The 19,848-nt window shown below is 69.9% G+C and carries 21 protein-coding genes; 13 read left to right on the forward strand and 8 right to left on the reverse strand.

Annotated features, from left to right (window positions below; translation table 11 throughout):
- Position 1 precedes the first annotated feature (1 nt).
- Positions 2-646 (forward strand): FMN reductase, encoded by a 645-nt coding sequence (locus ASD65_RS18290; RefSeq protein ID WP_056226128.1) that lies wholly within the window; start codon positions 2-4, stop codon positions 644-646.
- A gap of 27 nt (positions 647-673) precedes the next feature.
- On the opposite strand, the gene ASD65_RS19425 is transcribed toward ASD65_RS18290, so the two are convergent.
- Positions 674-2,125, reverse strand: a complete 1,452-nt coding sequence (locus tag ASD65_RS19425) for a DNA/RNA non-specific endonuclease (RefSeq protein ID WP_327042756.1) — start codon at positions 2,123-2,125, stop codon at positions 674-676.
- A 137-nt stretch (positions 2,126-2,262) separates the two neighbouring features.
- On the opposite strand from ASD65_RS19425, the gene ASD65_RS19430 reads away from it, so the two are divergent.
- Positions 2,263-4,251: a GDSL-type esterase/lipase family protein gene (locus ASD65_RS19430; RefSeq protein ID WP_056226131.1), complete on the forward strand. Its 1,989-nt coding sequence runs from the start codon at positions 2,263-2,265 to the stop codon at positions 4,249-4,251.
- Between the two features lie 62 nt (positions 4,252-4,313).
- Here ASD65_RS19430 and ASD65_RS18305 read toward each other — a convergent pair whose 3' ends face one another.
- Positions 4,314-4,499, reverse strand: coding sequence for a DUF5302 domain-containing protein (locus ASD65_RS18305; protein ID WP_056226133.1), 186 nt, complete (start codon positions 4,497-4,499; stop codon positions 4,314-4,316).
- A gap of 318 nt (positions 4,500-4,817) precedes the next feature.
- Between ASD65_RS18305 and ASD65_RS18310 the strand changes: the two genes are divergently transcribed.
- The 3 genes from ASD65_RS18310 to ASD65_RS18320 all read left to right on the forward strand — a co-directional run bounded on the left by ASD65_RS18310 (position 4,818) and on the right by ASD65_RS18320 (position 9,105).
- Positions 4,818-7,094: a polyribonucleotide nucleotidyltransferase gene (locus ASD65_RS18310; RefSeq protein WP_056226137.1), complete on the forward strand. Its 2,277-nt coding sequence runs from the start codon at positions 4,818-4,820 to the stop codon at positions 7,092-7,094.
- 286 nt (positions 7,095-7,380) lie between these two features.
- Positions 7,381-8,421: an aldo/keto reductase gene (locus ASD65_RS18315; RefSeq protein ID WP_056226140.1), complete on the forward strand. Its 1,041-nt coding sequence runs from the start codon at positions 7,381-7,383 to the stop codon at positions 8,419-8,421.
- 81 nt (positions 8,422-8,502) lie between these two features.
- Positions 8,503-9,105: a histidine phosphatase family protein gene (locus tag ASD65_RS18320; RefSeq protein ID WP_056226143.1), complete on the forward strand. Its 603-nt coding sequence runs from the start codon at positions 8,503-8,505 to the stop codon at positions 9,103-9,105.
- Here the strand turns inward: ASD65_RS18320 and ASD65_RS18325 are convergent.
- Complete coding sequence (locus ASD65_RS18325; protein WP_056226506.1) at positions 9,102-9,581, reverse strand: GNAT family N-acetyltransferase; 480 nt, start codon at positions 9,579-9,581, stop codon at positions 9,102-9,104. The genes ASD65_RS18320 and ASD65_RS18325 overlap by 4 nt on opposite strands.
- Before the next feature lie 64 nt (positions 9,582-9,645).
- On the opposite strand from ASD65_RS18325, the gene dapB reads away from it, so the two are divergent.
- Both dapB and ASD65_RS18335 read left to right on the forward strand, forming a co-directional pair.
- The gene (dapB, locus tag ASD65_RS18330) at positions 9,646-10,458 is read left to right on the forward strand and encodes a 4-hydroxy-tetrahydrodipicolinate reductase (protein ID WP_056226146.1); all 813 of its coding nucleotides are present in this window, start codon (positions 9,646-9,648) and stop codon (positions 10,456-10,458) included.
- The gene (locus ASD65_RS18335) at positions 10,455-10,925 is read left to right on the forward strand and encodes a hypothetical protein (RefSeq protein ID WP_056226149.1); all 471 of its coding nucleotides are present in this window, start codon (positions 10,455-10,457) and stop codon (positions 10,923-10,925) included. Before dapB ends, ASD65_RS18335 begins: the two co-directional genes overlap by 4 nt.
- Before the next feature lie 118 nt (positions 10,926-11,043).
- Here ASD65_RS18335 and ASD65_RS18340 read toward each other — a convergent pair whose 3' ends face one another.
- The 4 genes from ASD65_RS18340 to ASD65_RS18355 all read right to left on the reverse strand — a co-directional run bounded on the left by ASD65_RS18340 (position 11,044) and on the right by ASD65_RS18355 (position 13,602).
- Positions 11,044-11,958 carry a TIGR01777 family oxidoreductase gene (locus ASD65_RS18340; protein ID WP_056226152.1) on the reverse strand — a complete coding sequence of 305 codons (915 nt, stop codon included), beginning with the start codon at positions 11,956-11,958 and terminating at the stop codon, positions 11,044-11,046.
- Positions 11,951-12,376, reverse strand: a complete 426-nt coding sequence (locus tag ASD65_RS18345) for an OsmC family protein (protein WP_056226154.1) — start codon at positions 12,374-12,376, stop codon at positions 11,951-11,953. Before ASD65_RS18345 ends, ASD65_RS18340 begins: the two co-directional genes overlap by 8 nt.
- Before the next feature lie 220 nt (positions 12,377-12,596).
- Positions 12,597-13,172, reverse strand: a complete 576-nt coding sequence (locus ASD65_RS18350) for a DUF4395 domain-containing protein (protein ID WP_056226158.1) — start codon at positions 13,170-13,172, stop codon at positions 12,597-12,599.
- Entirely contained in the window at positions 13,165-13,602 is a 438-nt protein-coding gene (locus ASD65_RS18355; RefSeq protein WP_056226161.1) for a thioredoxin family protein, read from the reverse strand. Before ASD65_RS18355 ends, ASD65_RS18350 begins: the two co-directional genes overlap by 8 nt.
- Positions 13,603-13,708: 106 nt before the next feature.
- Between ASD65_RS18355 and ASD65_RS18360 the strand changes: the two genes are divergently transcribed.
- The 3 genes from ASD65_RS18360 to ASD65_RS18370 are packed head-to-tail and all read left to right on the forward strand — an operon-like array spanning position 13,709 to position 15,784.
- Complete coding sequence (locus ASD65_RS18360; protein WP_056226164.1) at positions 13,709-14,518, forward strand: thymidylate synthase; 810 nt, start codon at positions 13,709-13,711, stop codon at positions 14,516-14,518.
- A complete protein-coding gene (locus ASD65_RS18365) occupies positions 14,515-15,021 on the forward strand; it encodes a dihydrofolate reductase (RefSeq protein WP_056226167.1) in 507 nt (168 codons plus the stop codon). Before ASD65_RS18360 ends, ASD65_RS18365 begins: the two co-directional genes overlap by 4 nt.
- 1 nt (position 15,022) lies before the next feature.
- The gene (locus ASD65_RS18370) at positions 15,023-15,784 is read left to right on the forward strand and encodes an SDR family NAD(P)-dependent oxidoreductase (RefSeq protein ID WP_056226171.1); all 762 of its coding nucleotides are present in this window, start codon (positions 15,023-15,025) and stop codon (positions 15,782-15,784) included.
- Position 15,785: 1 nt separating this feature from the next.
- Here ASD65_RS18370 and ASD65_RS18375 read toward each other — a convergent pair whose 3' ends face one another.
- Complete coding sequence (locus ASD65_RS18375; protein WP_056226174.1) at positions 15,786-16,337, reverse strand: NUDIX domain-containing protein; 552 nt, start codon at positions 16,335-16,337, stop codon at positions 15,786-15,788.
- A gap of 100 nt (positions 16,338-16,437) precedes the next feature.
- On the opposite strand from ASD65_RS18375, the gene dapA reads away from it, so the two are divergent.
- The 3 genes from dapA (at position 16,438) to ASD65_RS18390 (ending at position 19,822) form a co-directional block, all read left to right on the forward strand.
- Entirely contained in the window at positions 16,438-17,415 is a 978-nt protein-coding gene (dapA, locus tag ASD65_RS18380) for a 4-hydroxy-tetrahydrodipicolinate synthase (protein WP_056226177.1), read from the forward strand.
- A 135-nt stretch (positions 17,416-17,550) separates the two neighbouring features.
- Complete coding sequence (locus ASD65_RS18385) at positions 17,551-19,227, forward strand: ribonuclease J (RefSeq protein ID WP_056226180.1); 1,677 nt, start codon at positions 17,551-17,553, stop codon at positions 19,225-19,227.
- Between the two features lie 160 nt (positions 19,228-19,387).
- On the forward strand, positions 19,388-19,822 hold the full coding sequence (locus ASD65_RS18390; protein ID WP_442922459.1) for a GNAT family N-acetyltransferase: 435 nt from the start codon (positions 19,388-19,390) through the stop codon (positions 19,820-19,822).
- The last annotated feature ends 26 nt before the right edge of the window (positions 19,823-19,848 follow it).

Genomic DNA, 19,848 nt, shown 5'->3' on the forward strand with positions numbered 1-19,848 from the left:
GATGACCGTCCGTCGCATCGCGGTCGTCTCCGCGGGCCTGTCCAATCCGTCCTCGACGCGGCTGCTGGCCGACCGGCTGGCCGCGGCCACCGTCCGCGACCTCGCGGAGCAGGGCATCGAGGCCGAGGTCGACGTGTTCGAGCTGCGCGACTACGCGCACGACGTCGTCAACAACCTGCTCACCGGCTTCGCACCGGCGCCGCTGGAGACGATGATCAACGCGGTCGTCTCCTCCGACGCCATCATCGCCGTGACACCGATCTTCTCGACGAGCTACTCGGGACTGTTCAAGTCGTTCATCGACGTGCTCGATCCGGACGCGCTCACCGGCAAGCCCGTGCTGCTCGGTGCCAACGCCGGGACCGCGCGTCACTCGCTGGCGATCGACTACGCGATCCGCCCGCTGTTCACCTACCTGCACGCCGAGCCCGTGCCGACCGGCGTGTTCGCCGCGTCCAGCGACTGGGGCGGCAGCGCCGACCAGGTCGCCCCCCTGGGTAACCGCATCGACCGCGGTGCGCGCGAGCTGGCCGACGCGATCGCGCGTCAGCAGCCGACCGTCGCGATCGATGAGTTCGACCCGGCGCACTATCTCGGCGAGGGCCGCTCGTTCGGCCACTTGCTGGGTGGCCTCGCGGGGGAGTAGCCGCTCGCGCGAGGTACCAGGTCCGCCTCAGCGGGTGAGGCGGATCTCGCTCGCGCGGCGCAGCCGGATCCATCCGGATCCGGGCTGCACCGCGTGGGCGGCGGTGACGTCGGCCGCCACCAGCGGCCCGAGATCGACGGCCGCGAGGGTCTCGATCTCGACGAGCGGCACCTGGAACGTGCGGAACCCGCCGAGCGGCGGCACCGCGACCGCCTGGTCGACGGTGACATCGATCAGCTCGGACTGGTCCAGCACGAAGCCGGCGGCGGCCAGCACGCCATCCGCGTTCCACGCCGCTACCTTCCAGAACCGTCGCGGCACCTGGATGCCGCGGTACGGCGGATCGTCGGCGGCGAGGACGGGCGCGGTGAACACGGCCAGACGCAGGCGCTGCGCGTCGGCGTAGTGCAGCACGTGATCCTCCAACCCCAGCCAGAGCTCCGTGGACTGATTGAAGTCGGACGCCTGCGGGGCCGCGTTCGGGTACGCGAAGGTCTGCTCCGTCGCCGCCACGGCTACGGCATCCGTACCCCATCCCGGATCCCGACGGCGCACGAGGTGTCCACGGTCCAGGTCGTTCGCGGCATAGATCGCCGGCCCGGCCTGGTCCTCCTCGGGTACACGCGGGTCGAAGTGCCATTCCCCGGTGCGCGCCGGGTCGCGCAGCACCTCGCCGTCGATGTTCACACCCGTCACGCAGGCGAGGCGGCGACGCACATCGAGCACCACGGAGAAGTGCAGGTAGTCCAGAGTGCGCTGCGGACGACCGCCGAGCGCAACCGGCAGCGGCACGTCCGGCCCCAGGAAGCCGGGGTCGTAGCCGAGGGGTCCATCGGTCGGGCTCGCCATGGCTCCACCCTGCCACCGGCGTGCGACCCCGCGCCATGGCCTGGCGCGGCGCCACCTCCGCGCCAGCACGACGTCGAGGCCGACGCCCATGGTGAGCGCGACGAGGATCGAGACGATCACCGCGAGTGCGGGCGCATCGGGCAGCAGGCGCGCGATGGCCGCGCCGATGAAGGACTGGTACACGGCCCAGACCAGCGCCGCCGCGCCCGCGAACGGCAGATAGCGCCGCAGCGGGAGTCGCGCCGCGCCGGCCGACAGGTTCACCGCCAGCCGCCCGAACGGGATGAACCGGGCGCTGAACAGCACTGTGGCGGTGCTGTGCTGCAACCGGCGGTCGGCCCACCCGAAGGCGGCGACCACGCCGGGGCGCCGCATCCATCCCCAGCGCTCCAGGCCGGTGCGCCGCCCGATCAGGTAGCAGGCGAGGTCACCGCACAGCGCGGCGGCAGCGGCGACGGCGATGACGGCGACGAGCGGCGGTTCGCCGTGCACGACGGCCAGGGCTGCGTACGCCGTGACGGCGGTCTCGCCCGGGATGACGACCAGGAACGCATCGCCGAGCACCAGCGCGAACAGCACCGGAAGCGCGGCGGCGCTCCCGGTGAGCGCGGCGAGGGCGTCGTCGATCATGTCCGCAGCCAGCATCCCTGCCGTGCCCGGTCGCGCCGGAGACGCGGCGGTGACGGGCGGCGGAGCATCCGGTGAACGTTCGTCGCGAGGGCGCGGTTCGGGCCGGACGGATGCCGCGGCACCGTCACTCTGGACGCATGAGAGTCGCGCTGCTGGCCGAGTCCTTCCTCCCGCACATGAACGGCGTCACCGGGTCCGTGCTGCAGGTTCTGCGGCATCTCGAACGCGAGGGGCACGAGGCGCTCGTGATCGCTCCCGGAGCCGCCTCCTCATCGGCCGCCGCCGATGTGCACGGCGCGCGCACCAGCCTTCTGCGCTCGGTGCCGCTGCCGTCCTACCCGGAGGTGCGCGTCGCCGTCGCCCGCACGGCGCATCTCACCCGCACGCTCCGCGACTTCGCACCGGACGTGGTGCACCTCGCGTCGCCGTTCGTCCTCGGCTGGCAGGGTGTGACCGCCGCCGATGCGCTGGGAGTCCCCTCCGTCGCGGTGTACCAGACCGATGTCGCGGCCTATGCCGAGAAGTACGGCGTGCCCGGCATGGGGCCGCTCGTCTCCGGTCATGTGGCACGCCTGCACCGTCGTGCCACGCTGACGCTCGCTCCCTCCCGCGCCGCCGCGCGCCAGCTGGAGACGCTCGGCGTGGATCGGGTGCGGTCATGGGGGCGAGGCGTGGACACGGCACGCTTCACCCCGGCACGCCGCAGTGCGGCCTGGCGGCAGCTGATCGCGCCGGGGGAGACCCTGGTGGGCTACGTCGGGCGCCTCGCACCGGAGAAGCAGGTCGAGGATCTCCGGGCGCTGACCGGCCTTTCCGGCGTCCGCCTCGTGATCGTGGGCGACGGTCCCGAGCGGGCGCGGCTGCAGGCGCTCCTGCCGGATGCCGTGTTCACCGGGTTCCTCGGCGGCGACGCGCTCGCCGAGGCGCTCGCGAGCTTCGACGTGTTCGTGCATCCCGGGGAGAGCGAGACGTTCTGCCAGACCGTGCAGGAGGCGCACGCGAGCGGAGTTCCGGTGGTGGCGACCGGGCGCGGCGGTCCGCTCGACCTCGTTCGCAGCAGCATCGACGGATGGCTGTACGAACCGGGCGATCTGGCCGATCTGCGGGCGCGTGTCGCGGACCTCGCGGGCGACGAGGCGAAGCGCCGGTCGTTCGGCGCCGCGGCGCGAGAGGCGGTGCGCGACCGCACCTGGGAGGCGCTGTGCCGCCAGCTCATCGGCCACTACGAAGAGGCGCGGATGCTGCGCCCCATCGACGACGCCCTCCTCGCGCGTGCGGCGACCAGGCCCGCGGCGCCACCGGCACCGGCATCGGTGGCGGGTCGCCCGCGCTGGACGCGGTACATCGCCCTCGGCGACTCGATCACGGAGGGGCTGTGCGACTCTTCGCGGGTGCCGGACGGCCAGTACCGCGGATGGGCGGACCGGCTCGCGCTGCTGCTCGCGCACGCCGGTCGCGGACGCTTCCGCTACGCGAACCTGGCTGTCCGCAGTCGACGGGTCCGCGACGTCCTGGAGGACCAGATCCCCGCGGCGCTCGCACTCGCCCCGGACCTCGTGTCGGTGCTGATCGGCGCGAACGACCTGGTGCGGATCGGCGCGAACCCGGTCGCACTCGCCCGGAGCCTCGAGGGCGGTGTGCGGAAGCTGCGGAACGTCGGCTGCGACGTCCTGCTGGTGACGCCGTTCCTTCCGCGACGACCCGCCGCGCGGGTGCTGCTGGCGGCGAAGTTCGCGGCGTTCGCGTCGGAGCTGCGGCGCGTGGCCGAGGAGACCGGATCGCTCCTGCTGGACGTCGAGGCGCTCCCCGCGCTCGGCGCGCCGGACATGTGGGCAGACGATCGCGTGCACCTGCGCACCATCGGCCACCGCTTCCTCGCCTACCGGGCGGCGGAACTGCTCGGGGTGCCGGATGCGGAGGCCCTGGGGGAGTTGGATGCCGCGCTGCACACCGAAGACGAGGACCCGGGGGTGCAGCCCACCGCCGTCGCCTGGTTGCGCGGTCACGCGCTGCCGTGGGTGCTGCGGCGGATGGCTGGGCGTGCGGCGGGTGACGGGCGATCGGCCAAGCACGACGGCTATGTGCTGCTGCGACCGCGGGAGACGCGTCATCACGCCGAGGCGTAGCCCGAAACGGCGAATCGCCCACCGCGCAGTGCGGTGGGCGATTCAACGTGGAGGGTGCGCGTTCAGCCGCTCTTGCGGCGGAACTCCCGCTTGACGCTGGCGGGGCCCTGCGTCTGGTGCACGGCGGAATCTCCGTCCAGATGCGCCTCGCCGTCGCGGTGCTTCGCGTTCTTCTTGTCGAGCGCCTCCTTGAACTTGCGCTTCATTTCATCGGATGCCGTGGCTTCCGGCTTTTCTTCGGTGCTCATGACCCCAGCCTAGACACCCCTGCGCTTCCCATACCAGCGATAGCGCAGGGGTGTGCTGGTAGGCTCGGACAGGTTGCCCCCGTGGCATCCGCTCAACTCAAAACTGAGCTCACGGAGCAGGCCGGCAGGATGCTGGTCCCCTGTGGTGGTCTCCCGATCCGGATCATGTGTCCGGGAACGGTGGATTTCTACTGGTGGCCAGCGCATGCGGCTATCGCGATTCGTTCGCGCACGCCCATATCTGCCTGTTCCTGCTCCTTCGCGAAAAGCTCGCTCGTCATACGGACGCGCGAGCCTAAACAAAGAAGGAGAGACCTCTTGGAAGGTCCTGAAATCACCGCCGCCGAAGCAGTCCTCGACAACGGACGCTTCGGCACCCGCACGGTCCGGTTCGAAACCGGACGCCTCGCCCAGCAGGCACAGGGAGCCGTCGCCGCCTACCTCGATGAGGAGACGATGCTCCTGTCGGCCACCAGCGCCGGCAAGCACCCGCGTGAAGGCTTCGACTTCTTCCCGCTGACCGTCGACGTCGAAGAGCGTTCGTACGCAGCAGGAAAGATCCCCGGCTCGTTCTTCCGTCGTGAAGGCCGTCCCTCGACCGAGGCCATCCTGGTCTGCCGTCTGATCGACCGTCCGCTGCGCCCGTCGTTCGTCGACGGCCTGCGCAACGAGGTCCAGATCGTCATCACGGTCCTCTCGATCGCTCCCGGCGAGTTCTACGACGCGCTCGCGATCAACGCGGCTTCGCTGTCGACCCAGATCTCCGGTCTGCCGTTCTCCGGCCCGATCGCCGGTGTGCGCCTCGCGCTCATCCCCGGTCACGGCGAGCACGCCGACCAGTGGATCGCGTTCCCGACCGTCACGCAGCTCGAGGAGGCCGTCTTCGACCTCATCGTCGCGGGCCGTGTCGTCACGGACGCCGACGGCAAGGAAGATGTCGCGATCATGATGGTCGAGGCTGAAGCCACCGAAGGCAGCTGGAACCTCATCAAGGCCGGCGCCGTCAAGCCGAACGAGCAGGTCGTCGCCGAGGGCCTCGAGGCCTCGAAGCCGTTCATCAAGCAGCTCGTCGCCGCGCAGAACGTCGTCGCCAACACGGCGGCGAAGCCGATCAAGGAGTTCCCGGTCTTCCTGCCGTACAGCCAGGAGACCTACGACTTCGTCGCGGGCCGCGCTTACGACAAGCTCGTCCCGGTCTACCAGATCGCCGACAAGGTCGAGCGTCAGGACGCCGACGACATCGTGAAGGACGCCGTCAAGGCGGAGCTCCTCGCAGCGATCGAGTCCGGCGCACTGCCGGCCTCCGCGGCGAACGAGTTCTCTGCGGCGTACAAGTCCGTCACCAAGGTCATCGTCCGCGGCCGCATCCTCGCCGAGGGTGTTCGTATGGACGGTCGCGGCCTGGCCGACATCCGCCCGCTGGACGCAGAGGTGCAGGTCATCCCGCGCGTGCACGGCTCGGCGATCTTCCAGCGCGGCGAGACCCAGATCCTGGGTGTCACCACGCTGAACATGCTCAAGATGGAGCAGCAGATCGACTCGCTGTCGCCTGTCACGCACAAGCGGTACATGCACCACTACAACTTCCCGCCGTACTCGACCGGTGAGACCGGTCGCGTGGGCAGCCCCAAGCGTCGCGAGATCGGGCACGGCTTCCTGGCCGAGCGCGCCCTCGTGCCGGTGCTGCCGAGCCGCGAGGAGTTCCCGTACGCGATCCGTCAGGTGTCCGAGGCTCTCGGCTCCAACGGCTCGACGTCGATGGGCTCGGTCTGCGCCTCGACCCTGTCGCTGCTGAACGCCGGTGTGCCGCTGCGCGCACCCGTCGCCGGTATCGCCATGGGCCTGGTCTCGGACGAGGTCGACGGACAGACGCGGTACGCCGCCCTGACCGACATCCTCGGTGCCGAGGACGCCCTCGGTGACATGGACTTCAAGGTCGCCGGTACCAGTGAGTTCGTCACCGCGATCCAGCTGGACACCAAGCTCGACGGCATCCCCACCTCGGTGCTGACCGCCGCGCTCCAGCAGGCTCACGACGCCCGTCAGACGATCCTCGGCGTGCTCAACGCCGCGATCGACGCGCCCGACGAGATGGCACCGACCGCGCCCCGCGTGATCAGCGTCCAGATCCCGGTCGACAAGATCGGCGAGCTGATCGGCCCCAAGGGCAAGACGATCAACGCGATCCAGGATGAGACCGGCGCGCAGATCTCCATCGAGGAGGACGGCACCGTCTACATCGGCGCGACCGATGGCCCGTCGGCGGAAGCCGCACGCGCCCAGGTCAACGCGATCGCGAACCCGACCAACCCCGAGATCGGCGAGCAGTTCCTGGGCACGGTCGTCAAGATCGCCGCCTTCGGTGCGTTCATCTCGCTGCTGCCCGGCAAGGACGGACTGCTGCACGTCAGCGAGGTCCGCAAGCTCGCCGGTGGCAAGCGCGTCGAGAACGTCGAAGACGTGCTCAACGTCGGTCAGAAGATCCTCGTGAAGATCACGAAGATCGACGACCGCGGCAAGCTGTCGCTCGAGCCCGTCGTCGAGGAGACCGCTGAGGCGGCCGCCCCGGCCGTCGAGGTCATCGTCGAAGGCTGATCCGCCAAGACCCCATAGGCCGCTCCGGCGGCGTATCACGGATGCCCGTGCTCTCCTCTGGAAGAGTGCGGGCATCCGCTGTTTGACTGGGATGTCCGCCGCATGGGGGACAGGATCCGGCATCCGCGCCCCGTCGTGACCGAAGCGTTATCGAATGTTTACCGTTCGGTCGCCGAGGCGGCCGGAACCTCGGCGAACGAGGCCTAGCCTCGTAGTACGCGCCGGGGGGCGCGGGTTTCGTAGTCACGAATACCTCCACCCGGGGACATTCGTGAGGGGGTGGGACATGGCTTTCTTCGGTGTAGGTACGACCGCATCGTCGACGAGCGCCGCGGCCGGTTCGCCCGGCACGCGCGCCCGGCACCCTTCCGCTCCGATTCCGGTGCAGGGACCCCCGATCGGCCGGGCGCTGCACGTACCGCTCGGCGAGACCGGCTTCCGGATCTTCCCGCTGATCCTTGGAGCTGCGGAGTTCGGCTGGAACGTCGACCTCGAATCCAGCCACGAGATCCTCGACGCGTACACCGAGCTCGGCGGCAACGCCGTGCACACGGCCGACAGCTTCTCCGGCGGCCGCAGCGAGCACATCGTCGGGCAGTGGCTGCACTCCCGGGGCCTGCGCGACGACATCGTGCTGGCCGTCCGGGTCGGCGGTCACCCCGACAACCCCGGACTCGGCTCGGTCAACCTCGTGCGTGCGGTCGAGGCCTCCCTCACGCGACTGCGCACCGACCGCATCGACGTGCTGTACCTCGATGCCGTCGCCGACCCCTCGACGCCGCTGGAAGACACCCTGGCGACCGCGGAGTGGCTCGTGGAGTCCGGCAAGGTCCGCGCGCTCGGCGCGGTCGGGTACACAGCCGCACAGCTCGTCGAGGCCCGCATCCTCGCCTCGGCCGGGTTCCCTCGGGTCACCGTGCTGGACGTGCCCTTCAACGTGCTGCGTCGTCAGGACTTCGACTCCAACCTCCGGCTGGTCGCGGGTGCCCAGAGCATCGCCGTCACGCCTTCGCACGCCCTCGAGCACGGCTTCCTCGCCGGTCGCCAGCGCACGCGGATGCGCACGGTGCTGTCGGTGCGAGGTGCGCAGATCGCCGCGAACCTGAACCGCCGGGGGAGCCGCACGCTGCGGGCCCTGGACGCCGTCGGCACCGAACTGGGCGTGCCGGATGCCGCGGTCGCGGTCGCGTGGCTGCTGGCGCAGAAGCTGGTCACCGCGCCGATCGTGAACGCGTTCGCTCCGCAGCACGTCGAGGAACTCGCTCAGGGCGTAGGTGTGCGACTCAGTCGCGTGCAGCTCGCCGATATCGCACGCGCGTCCGAATAGGTCGCCGCCCGGGCGGGTGTCGCGCGGGTGACGTATGGTGGAGGAGCCCCCGGGCAACCTCCCCCAACGAAGTGAGAAGGCGTGACGCACTACCTCTATCTCGTGCGGCACGGCGAGCATCAGGACGCCGAGCACGGCCTCGCAGATGGCCCGCTTTCCCCGCGTGGACGACGCCAAGCCTCGCTTCTCGCGGATCGGCTGTCCGGAGTGGCCCTCAGCGCCGTCTGGCACTCGCCGCTCGAACGGGCCAGCGAGACCGCGCGTGCGGTGGCCGATCGACTGCCCTCCGTGTCGCCCGAGCCTTCGGCGCTGCTGTTCGACTGCGTCCCGACGGGGATGACCCCCGAGACCCCGAGTTCGTTCGAATCGTTCTTCGGCTCGGTCACCGAAGCGGAGATCGAAGCCGGCCACGCACAGATGGCCGACGCCGTCAGCGAGTTCCTGGTGCGCAAGCCCGGCGACGTGCACGAGCTGCTCATCACCCACAACTTCGTGATCGCGTGGTTCGTGCGCGAGGTGCTGCAGGCGCCCGACTGGCGCTGGATGACCCTCAACCAGGCCCACTGCGGCCTGACGGTGATCGCGCAGCGTCAGGGGCGCCCGTGGACCCTCGTATCGCACAATGATCTGGCACACCTGCCGGTGGAACTGCGCACCGGCCTGCCGGAGAGCCTCCCGGTCTAGTCGACCAGACTCTTGCCGTACCAGCGGGTCGCGTTCGGGTTGTCGTTGAAGCGCTCGATGGCGCGGAATCCGGCAGCGGCATAGAGCCCGGCGGCGGCCTCCAGGCTGTGGTGCGTGTCGAGCACGAGCTCGGCGGCATCCGATTCACGTGCCCGTCGTTCGAGGTCGTCCAGCAGCAGGCGTCCCCAGCCGAGACCGCGGGTCTCGGGGCGCAGGTAGAGGTGCTTGACCTCGTAGCGGATGCCGGCGTCGGAGTCGGCGATCCGACGGATGCCGCCGCATCCCACGCCCTTCTCGTCGTCGTCGCGCAGCACGACGAACACGCCCGCGGGCGGAGTGAAGGTCGCCGGATCGGGGAAGACGGCGGTGTACACCGTGTTCTGGTGCGCGAAGCCGATCTCACGGGAGCGGAAGTACTCGTCGAGCAGCTCGTGGGCGATCGGATCGTCGACGGGGGCGGGAAGAATCGAGACCACGTCACGAGGGTAGTCCTGCGCCATGCGCCCGGGGGAGGGGCGCGGCGTCGTTAGGCTGGATGACATGACGACACGCGTGGCCATTGTGGGCGGCACAGGCAAGCTCGGGAGCATCATCCGCGAGGTCGTGGAGAGCGCGCCCGACTTCGACGTCGTCGCGGTGCTGTCCTCCCGCTCGGAGTTCTCCGAGCTCGACGGCGCGGACCTGGTGGTGGACGCCTCGACCCCCGCCGTGTCGATCGACGTCGTGCGAGCGGCCATCGACCGCGGCATCAACATCCTCGTCGGCACCTCCGGCTGGTCGGCCGAGCGCATCGCGCTGGTGCGTCCGCTCGTGGAGGCCGCCGGCACGGGGGCCGTGTTCATCCCGAACTTCTCCCTCGGGTCGGTGCTGTCCTCGGCTCTGGCCGCATCCGCCGCGCCCTTCTTCCCTTCGATCGAGATCATCGAGACCCACCGCGAGACGAAGGTCGACTCGCCGAGCGGCACCGCTGTGCGTACCGCCGAGCTGATCGCCGCCGCCCGCGCCGGCGTCGGCCCGGTCGAGTCGCCGCATGCCGACCAGCGGGCGCGCGGTCAGCAGGTCGCCAGCGTCCCGATCCACTCGCTGCGCCGGCCCGGCGTCGTCGCCCGACAGGAGACGATCCTCTCCGGCGCGGGGGAGTCCGTCACGATCACGCACGACACGATCGATCCGGCCCTCGCCTATGCCCCCGGCATCCGTCTCGCCCTGGCGGCGGCTCGCGATGCCCGCGGCATGACCGTCGGTCTCGACAGCTTCCTCGAGATCGGCATCCGCACGCCCGGTTCGTCGGCGGCGAAGCCGGTGGCGGAGGGCGACGTGCCCGGCCAGGTCGCACGCGCCACGGGGCTATGAGCGGTCCTCGTATCGGCGTCGCCGTCATGTCGGCGCTGCTGCTGCTGTATATCTTCCTGGTGGGGCAGCGGGCGTGGCTCCTGCTCATCAGCGGCGACCCGATCGCCATCGCAATGGGGGTGGCGCTCATCGTGCTGCCGCTCGTCGCGATCTGGGCGCTGGGACGCGAGCTGTGGTTCGGCGTCCGCGCCGAGCAGCTCGGCCGGCGACTCGAGGCCGAGGATGCGCTGCCGGAGGATGTCGTCACGGTGCGCCCCAGCGGCCGGGTGATGCGCGAGGACGGCGACGCCGTCTTCCCCGAGTACCGTGCCGAGGTCGAGGCCGCCCCGGAGTCGTGGCGGGCCTGGTACCGCCTGGCGCTGGCGTACGACGCCGCAGGAGACCGCAAACGGGCGCGTGCGGCCGTGCGGACGGCGATCCGGTTCGAGACCGCCGAACGCCGGGCAGCGCGCCCGTCCGGCGGCTAGGGGTCGCGCACGCACGCCTCTGACCGCGAGACTGCAACGGTGCGACCAGACTGCGGGTAATACCCACAGTCTCGACTTCCGGGTGCAGTCTCGGTGCGCTGCTCGGCGTGCCGGGCGTTCAGGCCGCGTCGACCGGTAGCGCGACGGCGACGGCGTCTTCGACGCTCGGATGCCTGAACTCGAACCCCGAGGCTGTGAGGGCAGCCGGGGCGACATCCAGATCGGACAGGAGCAGGGCGTCGGCGGCGTCGCGACCGAGGACGGCGCGGATGCCCCACGCGGGAGCTCGCAGCACGTACGGGCGGTTCAGGCGCACCGCGAGGGCGAAGCCGAGGTCGTTGGCGGTGGCCCGCGTCGGTCCGGTGAGATTGACGGGTCCGGCGATGTCACCGTCGATGACGTGACGGATGGCGCGGACCTCGTCATCGAGCGAGATCCAGGGCCATGCCTGCCGTCCGCCGGCGATGGGTCCGGAGAGACCGGCACGCGTGAGCAGAGCGAGCGGCTTGAGCACGCCGTCCGGATGCACGACCGGGGCGGTGCGCAGCAGGGCGACGCGCGCCTGCGGACTGGCGGCCAGCGCGGCCGCCTCCCATTCGCCGCACAGATCGGCGAGGAACGAGTCCCCGCGCGGTGACTGCTCGGTCAGGCGCGCACCCGGCGCGGTGCCGTAGTAGCCCACCGCCGATGCGGAGACGAAGGCCGGGGCATCCGTCCCCATCTCGCGCACCGCACGGGCCAGTGCCCGTGTCGGCGTGATGCGCGACCAGACCAGGGTGTTCTTGTACTTGGGCGTCCACGGGAACCGGCCGATCGTAGCCCCGTTCAGGCCGATCACGGCCCGTGCGCCCTCCAGGATCGCAGGATCCAGCGGAGTCGTGTCGACGAGCCATTCGACCTCGTCGGGACCGACTGCAGGCCGACGCACGAGGGTCGTGACGGGGATGCCGTCGGCGCGCAGCGCCGCGACGAGCGCGCCGCCGATGAGGCCGGAGGCCCCAGCGACGACGACGCGACCGTCAGCTTCAGGCAAGCGTCGCCTCGAGCGTGATCTCGATGCCCGCAAGGGCCTGCGAGACCGGGCAGTTCGTCTTGGCGTCGGCGGCGATGCGCTCGAAGTCCTCCTGGCTCAGGCCCGGGATGACGGCGTTGACGTTGAGGTGGCTGCCGGTGATGCCGGTGCCGGGCTTGAACGTGACGGATGCCGTCGTGTCGACCGACTGCGGCGGGGTGCCGTTCTCGGCCAGCGCGTGCGAGAACGCCATGCTGAAGCAGGACGCGTGGGCGGCGGCGATCAGCTCTTCGGGAGTCGTGACCGAGGTGGAGCCCTCGCTGCGCGCCTTCCAGTTGATGTCGAAGGTGCCGAGGCCCGAGGAGTTCAACGCGACAGTGCCGGAGCCCTCGGTCAGGGAGCCCTTCCAGTGGCTGGTCGCTTCGCTCGTGACGGTCATGAGAACCTCCGGTGGTCTTCGGGCGCTCCGTAGATCGCAGCGCCTCGCCGTCAGCCTAATCGGGCGGATGCCGGGATGCACCGGCTGCGGGGTGCCGCGCGCCGGTGGCGCGCCACAGCGTCGGAGATCGCCGCAGCGTCGGATCGAATCGGGCCGATTCACCCGACCGCGTGGTTTCCCCCGAAGTTCTGGTGCCCGAGTGCGGCGATCGGGGTGCGGGTCAGGCCGCGGACGGACGCTCGCGCCCGACGATGCCCGCGCGCTGCAGCAGGAGGTAGAGCTGGCAGCCCAGGCACAGCCCGAACGCCGCGTTCAGGAACGCGGCGACGAACGCGACCGCCGCGGCGATGGGCAGCGCCCACGGCACGCCGAACAGCTGCAGGAGCAGCCCGATCGTGGTCACGAGGAGTCCGACACCCTGCGCGAAGCGAGGCGGACGAGGATCCTCGAGGTCGGCAGGCGCCTTCAGACGGGGGCGGACGACGGTGCGGAACAGGACGCTCCACGGGGAGGTGCGCGCGGACAGGATCGTCCACAGGAAGAGCAGCGCGATCACGAGCAGCAGCAGGAAGGCCGGATCGAGGATGCGCTCGGCAACGGAGGCGTAGGCGATCGCCCACGCGGTCGGGTCGACGACAGCGCCGTTCTTGATGAAGGTGACGGTTCCCTGCGCAGTGGACAGCCCGGTCAGACCCAGGAACACGTCGATCAGGAGCAGCAGCGAGGTGATGCCGGCCGCGAAGCGCAGCGCGCGCGGGTCGACACCGGCGGGTGGGGCATCCGTACGCTCAGACATGCGCGGTGTCTCCGGTCAGTCGGGTCAGCTCCAGCTCGAGCACGTCGCGGTTCGGCACACCGCCGAAGCGGGTCTGCACGGCGCCGTCCTTGTCGAGGATGAGTGTCGTCGGGGTCTGCAGCACGTGGAAGTGCTTGGCGATGTCCGGCCGATGCGTGAGATCGACGTCGAGGTGGCGCACCCCGTCGCGCGTGCCGGCGATGTCGGCCAGGGTGCGGTGCACGCCGGGGCAGCGGGCGCACAGCTCGGTGCTGAACTGCAGCAGGGTGGCGGTCTCGCCGAGCGCCTCGGCACCCAGGCGCTCCGGCTCGACGACCTCGTGCGCGATGTGGCGCCGCGGCCGATTCTGCTGCCAGCGCAGGAACAGGCCGACGCCGACCGTCACCGCAAGAAGCACGGCGAGGCCGACGAGCGCGCTGACGATGGTCACAGCCACTCAGGCTAGTCGCTGTCGGCTGAATCCGGCCCGGACGGCGCGAGTATGACGCGGGCTCGTAACACGACCGGATGTCGGGGGCGCGGGTATCGTGGCAGTCGTGACTACGGCGATCCCCACACCCTACGAGGACCTCCTGCGCGACGTCCTGGAGCACGGCACGCACAAGGACGACCGCACCGGCACCGGGACGACCAGTGCGTTCGGGCGTCAGATCCGCTTCGACCTGTCGCAGGGCTTCCCGCTGATCACCACGAAGCGCGTGCACATGAAGTCGATCGCGTACGAGCTGCTATGGTTCCTGCGCGGCGAGTCGAACGTGAAGTGGCTGCAGGAGCACGGCGTCACGATCTGGGACGAGTGGGCCGACGCCGAGGGCGAACTGGGCCCCGTGTACGGCGTGCAGTGGCGCTCGTGGCCGACGCCCGACGGCGGGCACATCGACCAGATCTCGCAGGTGGTCGAGCAGATCCGGTCCAACCCCGACTCGCGGCGGCTGCTGGTGTCGGCCTGGAACCCCGCCGATATCCCCGACATGGCCCTCGCGCCGTGCCACGCGATGTTCCAGTTCTACGTCGCCGACGGCAAGCTGTCGTGCCAGCTCTACCAGCGCAGCGCCGATCTCTTCCTCGGCGTGCCGTTCAACATCGCGTCGTACGCGCTGCTGACGCTCATGGTGGCGCAGCAGACCGGACTCGAGCCCGGTGACTTCGTCTGGACAGGCGGCGACTGCCACATCTACGACAACCACCTCGAGCAGGTGCGCGAACAGCTCTCCCGCGACCCGTACCCGTACCCGACGTTCCAGTTCGCGCGGAAGCCCGACTCGCTCTTCGACTACGAGTACGACGACTTCCTCGTCGAGGACTATCAGCACCACCCCGCGATCCGCGGCGCGGTCGCGGTATGACCTCTCGGATCGGCCTGATCTGGGCCGAGGCGCACGGCGGGGTGATCGGTGCGAGCGGGGGCATGCCGTGGCACGTGCCCGAAGACCTGGCCCACTTCAAAGAGGTCACGAACGGCTCGCCCGTCGTGATGGGGCGCAAGACCTGGGAGTCGCTGCCCGAGCGGTTCCGCCCGCTGTCGGGCCGTCGCAACATCGTCGTGACCCGCCAGGAGGACTGGGCGGCCGACGGTGCCGAGCGTGCGGGTTCGCTCGCTGCAGCACTGGCGGATGCCTCGTCCTCGGAGTGGATCTGGATCATCGGTGGCGGCGAGCTCTTCCGCGAGAGCGTGGCGCTCGCGGATCGGCTCGAGGTCACGGAGCTCGACGTCGATGTCACCGGCGACACGTTCGCGCCCGAGCGGCCGGACTGGCAGCGGGAGTCGATCGAGCCGGAGCAGGGCTGGCACACCTCGCGCAGCGGCATCCGCTACCGCTTCCTCACTCTCGACCGGGCCGGAGACTGACATGAAGCGGGCATTGATCACCGGCGCGAGCTCGGGTCTCGGCGCGGAGTATGCGCGGCAGCTGGCGGCCACCGGCGCCGACCTCGTGCTGGTCGCGCGGGACCGCGACGCCCTCGAGAAGCTCGCGCAGCAGCTCCGGCGCGTCTACGACGTCGAGGTAGAGGTGCTTGCCGTCGATCTGCTCAAGCGGCGCCAGCGCACCAAGGTCGAAGAACGGCTCGTCGATGCAGACCGCCCGATCGGCATCCTCGTCAACAACGCCGGATTCGGTCTTCCGCTCGCGTTCGAGCGCAACGACATCGACGACGAGGTGCGCCACCTGCACCTGCACGTCGAGGTGCCGATGCGGCTCACTCACGCGGCGCTGCAGCCCATGCTCGCCCGCGGCAACGGCCGCATCATCAACGTCGCTTCCGTCGCGGGCTTCATCCCGCGCTCGACCTACGGCGCCTGCAAGGGCTGGCTGATCAGCTTCAGCCGCTGGGCGAACGATCGGTACGCACCGCAGGGCGTCACAGTGACGGCGGTCTGCCCCGGCTTCACCCACACCGGCTTCCACGAGCGGATGGGCCTGCTGCCCGGCCGCGAGGGCGTGTCGCCCGGCATGTGGCTGGAGGCGAGGGATGTCGTGGCCGAATCCCTGCGCGATGCCGCGCGAGGCAAGGCCGTCTCGATCCCGTCGTTCCGATACAAGGCGCTGGTGGCGCTCACCCGGCTGGTTCCGGCCTCCCTCGCCGCGAAGGTCGGCGCCCAGGGGCGGTAGGTCAGCCGAGGCGGCCGAGATGGATCGCCGCGAACGCCAGCGCCGCGATGGTCTCCCCGTCCGAGATCTCCCCGTCGGAGATCATGCGCAAGGCGTCGCCGAACGGTACCCAGCGCACGTCGGTGATCCCTTCTTCATGCTGGGTCGCCGCGAGGTCCGCCGTGTTCGGTGTCGCGTGAAGCGTGCGAGCGAGGAAGACGTGCTCCGGAGCATTGGCGATCCCGTTGAGCGCGTTCATCTGCCCGAGCTCGGTCCACTCCTCAGCAGTGAGTCCGGTTTCCTCCCGCAGCTCGCGCTGAGCACCGGCCAGCGGGTTCTCGCCGTCGGTTCCGCCGGCGGGCACCTCCAGCGACGGTCCGCCGGTCGCGTACCTGTCGATCGTGACGAAGCACACACGGTCGTCGTCATCCAGCGCGACGACGAAGACCGCAGGATGCCGCACGGTCACGACGCCGTAGATCCCCGGCCCGGCCGGGCCGATCACATCGTGCTCTTCCACCTGCATCCAGCGGTTCTCGTACACCGTCCTGGTCGCGAGGGTCTGCCAGCTCATGACCTCACACTAGAGCTCGCACTCTCGATCGGACTTCGGGAACGATTCGTTCACCCCGGCATCCGTTCTGCGAGTGTCGGTCAACCGATAGCCTGAGAACATGACGCACACCGGCAATCCCTTCGGTCAGGTGCTCGTCGCGCTCGTCACTCCGATGACGGCCGACGGCGAAGTCGATTGGGCCGGGGTCGAGAAGCACATCGACGACGTGATCTCGGCCGGCGCCGACGGCGTCGTCGTCACCGGCACCACGGGCGAGACCAGCACTCTGACGGACGCCGAGAAGATCCGCCTCGTCGAGGTCGGCAAGGACGTCGCGGCGGGCCGCGCCAAGATCATCACGGGTGGCGGCTCCAACGAGACGGCTCACGCGATCGAGCTGTACAAGGCCAGCGAGAAGGCCGGCGCCGACGCGATCATGATCGTGACGCCGTACTACAACAAGCCCACGCAAGCCGGCATCCTGACGCACTTCCGCCTCGTCGCGGACGCCACCGACCTGCCCGTCATCCTGTACGACATCCCGGGTCGCACCGGTGTGGAGATCAAGTACGAGACGATCCTGCGCCTGGCCAAGCACCCGAACATCCTCGCCGTCAAGGACGCCAAGGGCGACTTCAGCGAAGTGAGCCGCGTGCTGAACGAGACCGACCTGATGTACTTCTCCGGCGACGACTCGAACGTGCTCCCGCACCTGGCGATCGGCGCGACCGGCCTCATCGGTGTCACTGCGAACATCGCTCCGGCGCCGTACCGCACGATCGTCGACGCGGTGAACGCGGGCGACCTGAAGACCGCCACCGCCGAGCACATGCGCCTCGAGCCGCTCGTGCGCGCCACCATGACGCACATCCCCGGCACGGTTGCCGCGAAGTACATCCTGCACGGTCTCGGCCGCATCTCGAGCCCCCGCGTGCGCCTGCCGCTGGTGGGCCCCGAGGAATGGGAAGCCGCCAAGATCGAGGACGAGCTGGCCCTGCTCAGCGGCATCCCGGGTGCGGACTTCTCGAACTTCCGCCCCGACCGCAACGCCGCCGCCGGTGGCGCGCTGCCCAAAGTCTCCGGCACGACTCGATGATCGCCGGCATGTCCCGCCGTCCCCGCTCCTCCGATCACGGAGACGCGCGGATGCCGGACATGCGGCGTTCTGCGGAACGCACACCCCACTAACTGAATGAGCGGATGCCGCCACCGGCACCGCGAGGAGGCACTCATGCCCAACACTGTTTACGACCCGCCCGCCCTCGCGCCCGGGACTCTCCGCGTCACCCCGCTCGGCGGTCTCGGAGAGATCGGCCGCAACATGACGGTCTTCGAATACGAGGGCAAACTCCTCATCGTCGACTGCGGCGTGCTGTTCCCTGAGGAGCACCAACCGGGCGTCGACCTGATCCTGCCCGACTTCGAGCCGATCAAGCACCGCCTCGACGACATCGTGGGCGTCGTGCTCACGCACGGACACGAAGACCACATCGGCGCGGTGCCGTATCTTCTGCGCCTCAAGCGCGACATCCCGCTGCTCGGTTCCGGACTCACGCTCGCCCTCATCGAGGCGAAGCTCAAGGAGCACCGCATCAAGCCGTACACACTGACGGTCGCCGAGGGGCAGCGCGAGAAGGTCGGCCCGTTCGATCTCGAGTTCGTGGCGGTCAACCACTCGATTCCGGACGCGCTCGCCGTGGCGATTCGCACGCCGGCCGGAATGGTGCTGGCTACCGGCGACTTCAAGATGGATCAGCTTCCTCTCGACGGACGCCTCACCGACCTGCGCGCGTTCGCCCGGCTCGGCGAAGAGGGCATCGACCTCTTCCTCGTCGACTCGACCAACGCCGAGGTGCCCGGCTTCACGCCCACCGAGCGCTCGATCGGACCCGTACTGGACCAGGTCATCGCCAAGGCGCCCCGCCGCGTGATCGTCGCCAGCTTCTCCAGCCACGTGCATCGCGTGCAGCAGGTGCTGGATGCCGCGGCCGCCCACGGTCGCCGCGTCGCGCTGCTCGGCCGAAGCATGGTGCGCAACATGGGGATCGCGTCGGATCTCGGATACCTGCACGTGCCCGAGGGCATCCTCATCGACTACAAGAAGGCACGCGACCTGCCCGACGACAAGATCGTCTACATGTCCACCGGTTCGCAGGGCGAGCCGATGGCCGTCCTCAGCCGGATGGCGAATCTCGACCACGAGATCGAGCCGGGCCCGGGCGACACCGTGATCCTGGCCTCCAGCCTCATCCCGGGCAACGAGACCGCCATCTACCGCGTGATCGACGGTCTCACCAAGCACGGCGCCAACGTCGTACACAAGGGCAACGCCAAGGTGCACGTCTCGGGGCACGCTGCGGCGGGCGAACTGCTCTACTGCTACAACATCCTCAAGCCGCGCAACGTCATGCCGGTGCACGGCGAGTACCGACACCTCACCGCGAACGCGAAGCTCGCGCAGGAGACCGGCATCCCGCCGGAGCGCACGATCATCGCCGAGAACGGCACCGTCGTCGATCTCCGTGACGGAGATGCGACCGTCGTCGGGCAGCTCGACATCGGTTTCGTCTACGTCGACGGCTCCACGGTGGGCGCGATCACGGATGCTGACCTCAAGGATCGTCGGATTCTCGCCGAAGAAGGCTTCATCTCCGTCATCGTCGTGGTGGATGCGGCCACGGGCCGCGTGATCTCCGGTCCGGAGATCCACGCCCGCGGCGTTGCGGAGGATGACTCGGTCTTCGACGCCGTCAAGCCCAAGATCGCGGCGGCGCTGGAAGAGGCCGCCAAGTCGGGCGTCCGCGACACGCACGCGCTGTCGCAGATCGTCCGCCGCACGATCGGGCGCTGGGTCAACCAGTCGTTGCGTCGTCGACCGATGATCGTGCCCCTCGTCATCGAGGGATAGCACCGGTCTTCGCCGTCAGCCGCCCTCGCCGATCTCGGCGGGGGCGGTTCTCCGTTCGGCGCGTCATCGGCGCGAAACACACCCCGATTAGCATCGGAGGGTGCCCGCTACCTTCCAGCTCCGACCGGCCGCCCCGGGAGACGGCGCGTTCCTCGGCGACATGGTCGTCGAAGCCGCGAACTGGCGGCAGGGCGGGATCCGGCCGCGGCACGAGGTGCTCTCCGGCGCGGAGCACCTCCGGTACATCGCCGGATGGATGCGACCGGGCGATGCCGGGTTCGTGGCACACGATGCGCAGGGGGAGCCGATCGGCGCCGCGTGGTACCGCACGTTCCCGCGCACCGACCCCGGATTCGGATACGTCGGCACCGGCGTGCCCGAGCTGATCATCGGCGTGCGGCCGATCTGGCGTGCGCACGGAGTGGGACGGATGCTGCTGCAGCACCTGGCCGACCGCGCCCGAGCCGACGGGGCCGGTCGGCTCAGCCTCAGCGTCGAGCGCGGCAACCACGCCGTGACGCTGTACCGCAGCGAAGGATTCGCCGTCACGCAGAGCGGAATAGGGCGGGACACGATGGTCAAGCGCCTGCGCTGAGCCCGCGTCATTCCACGGGAATGGGG

This window comes from Microbacterium sp. Root61 (assembly GCF_001427525.1).
Taxonomy (GTDB): Bacteria; Actinomycetota; Actinomycetes; order Actinomycetales; family Microbacteriaceae; genus Microbacterium.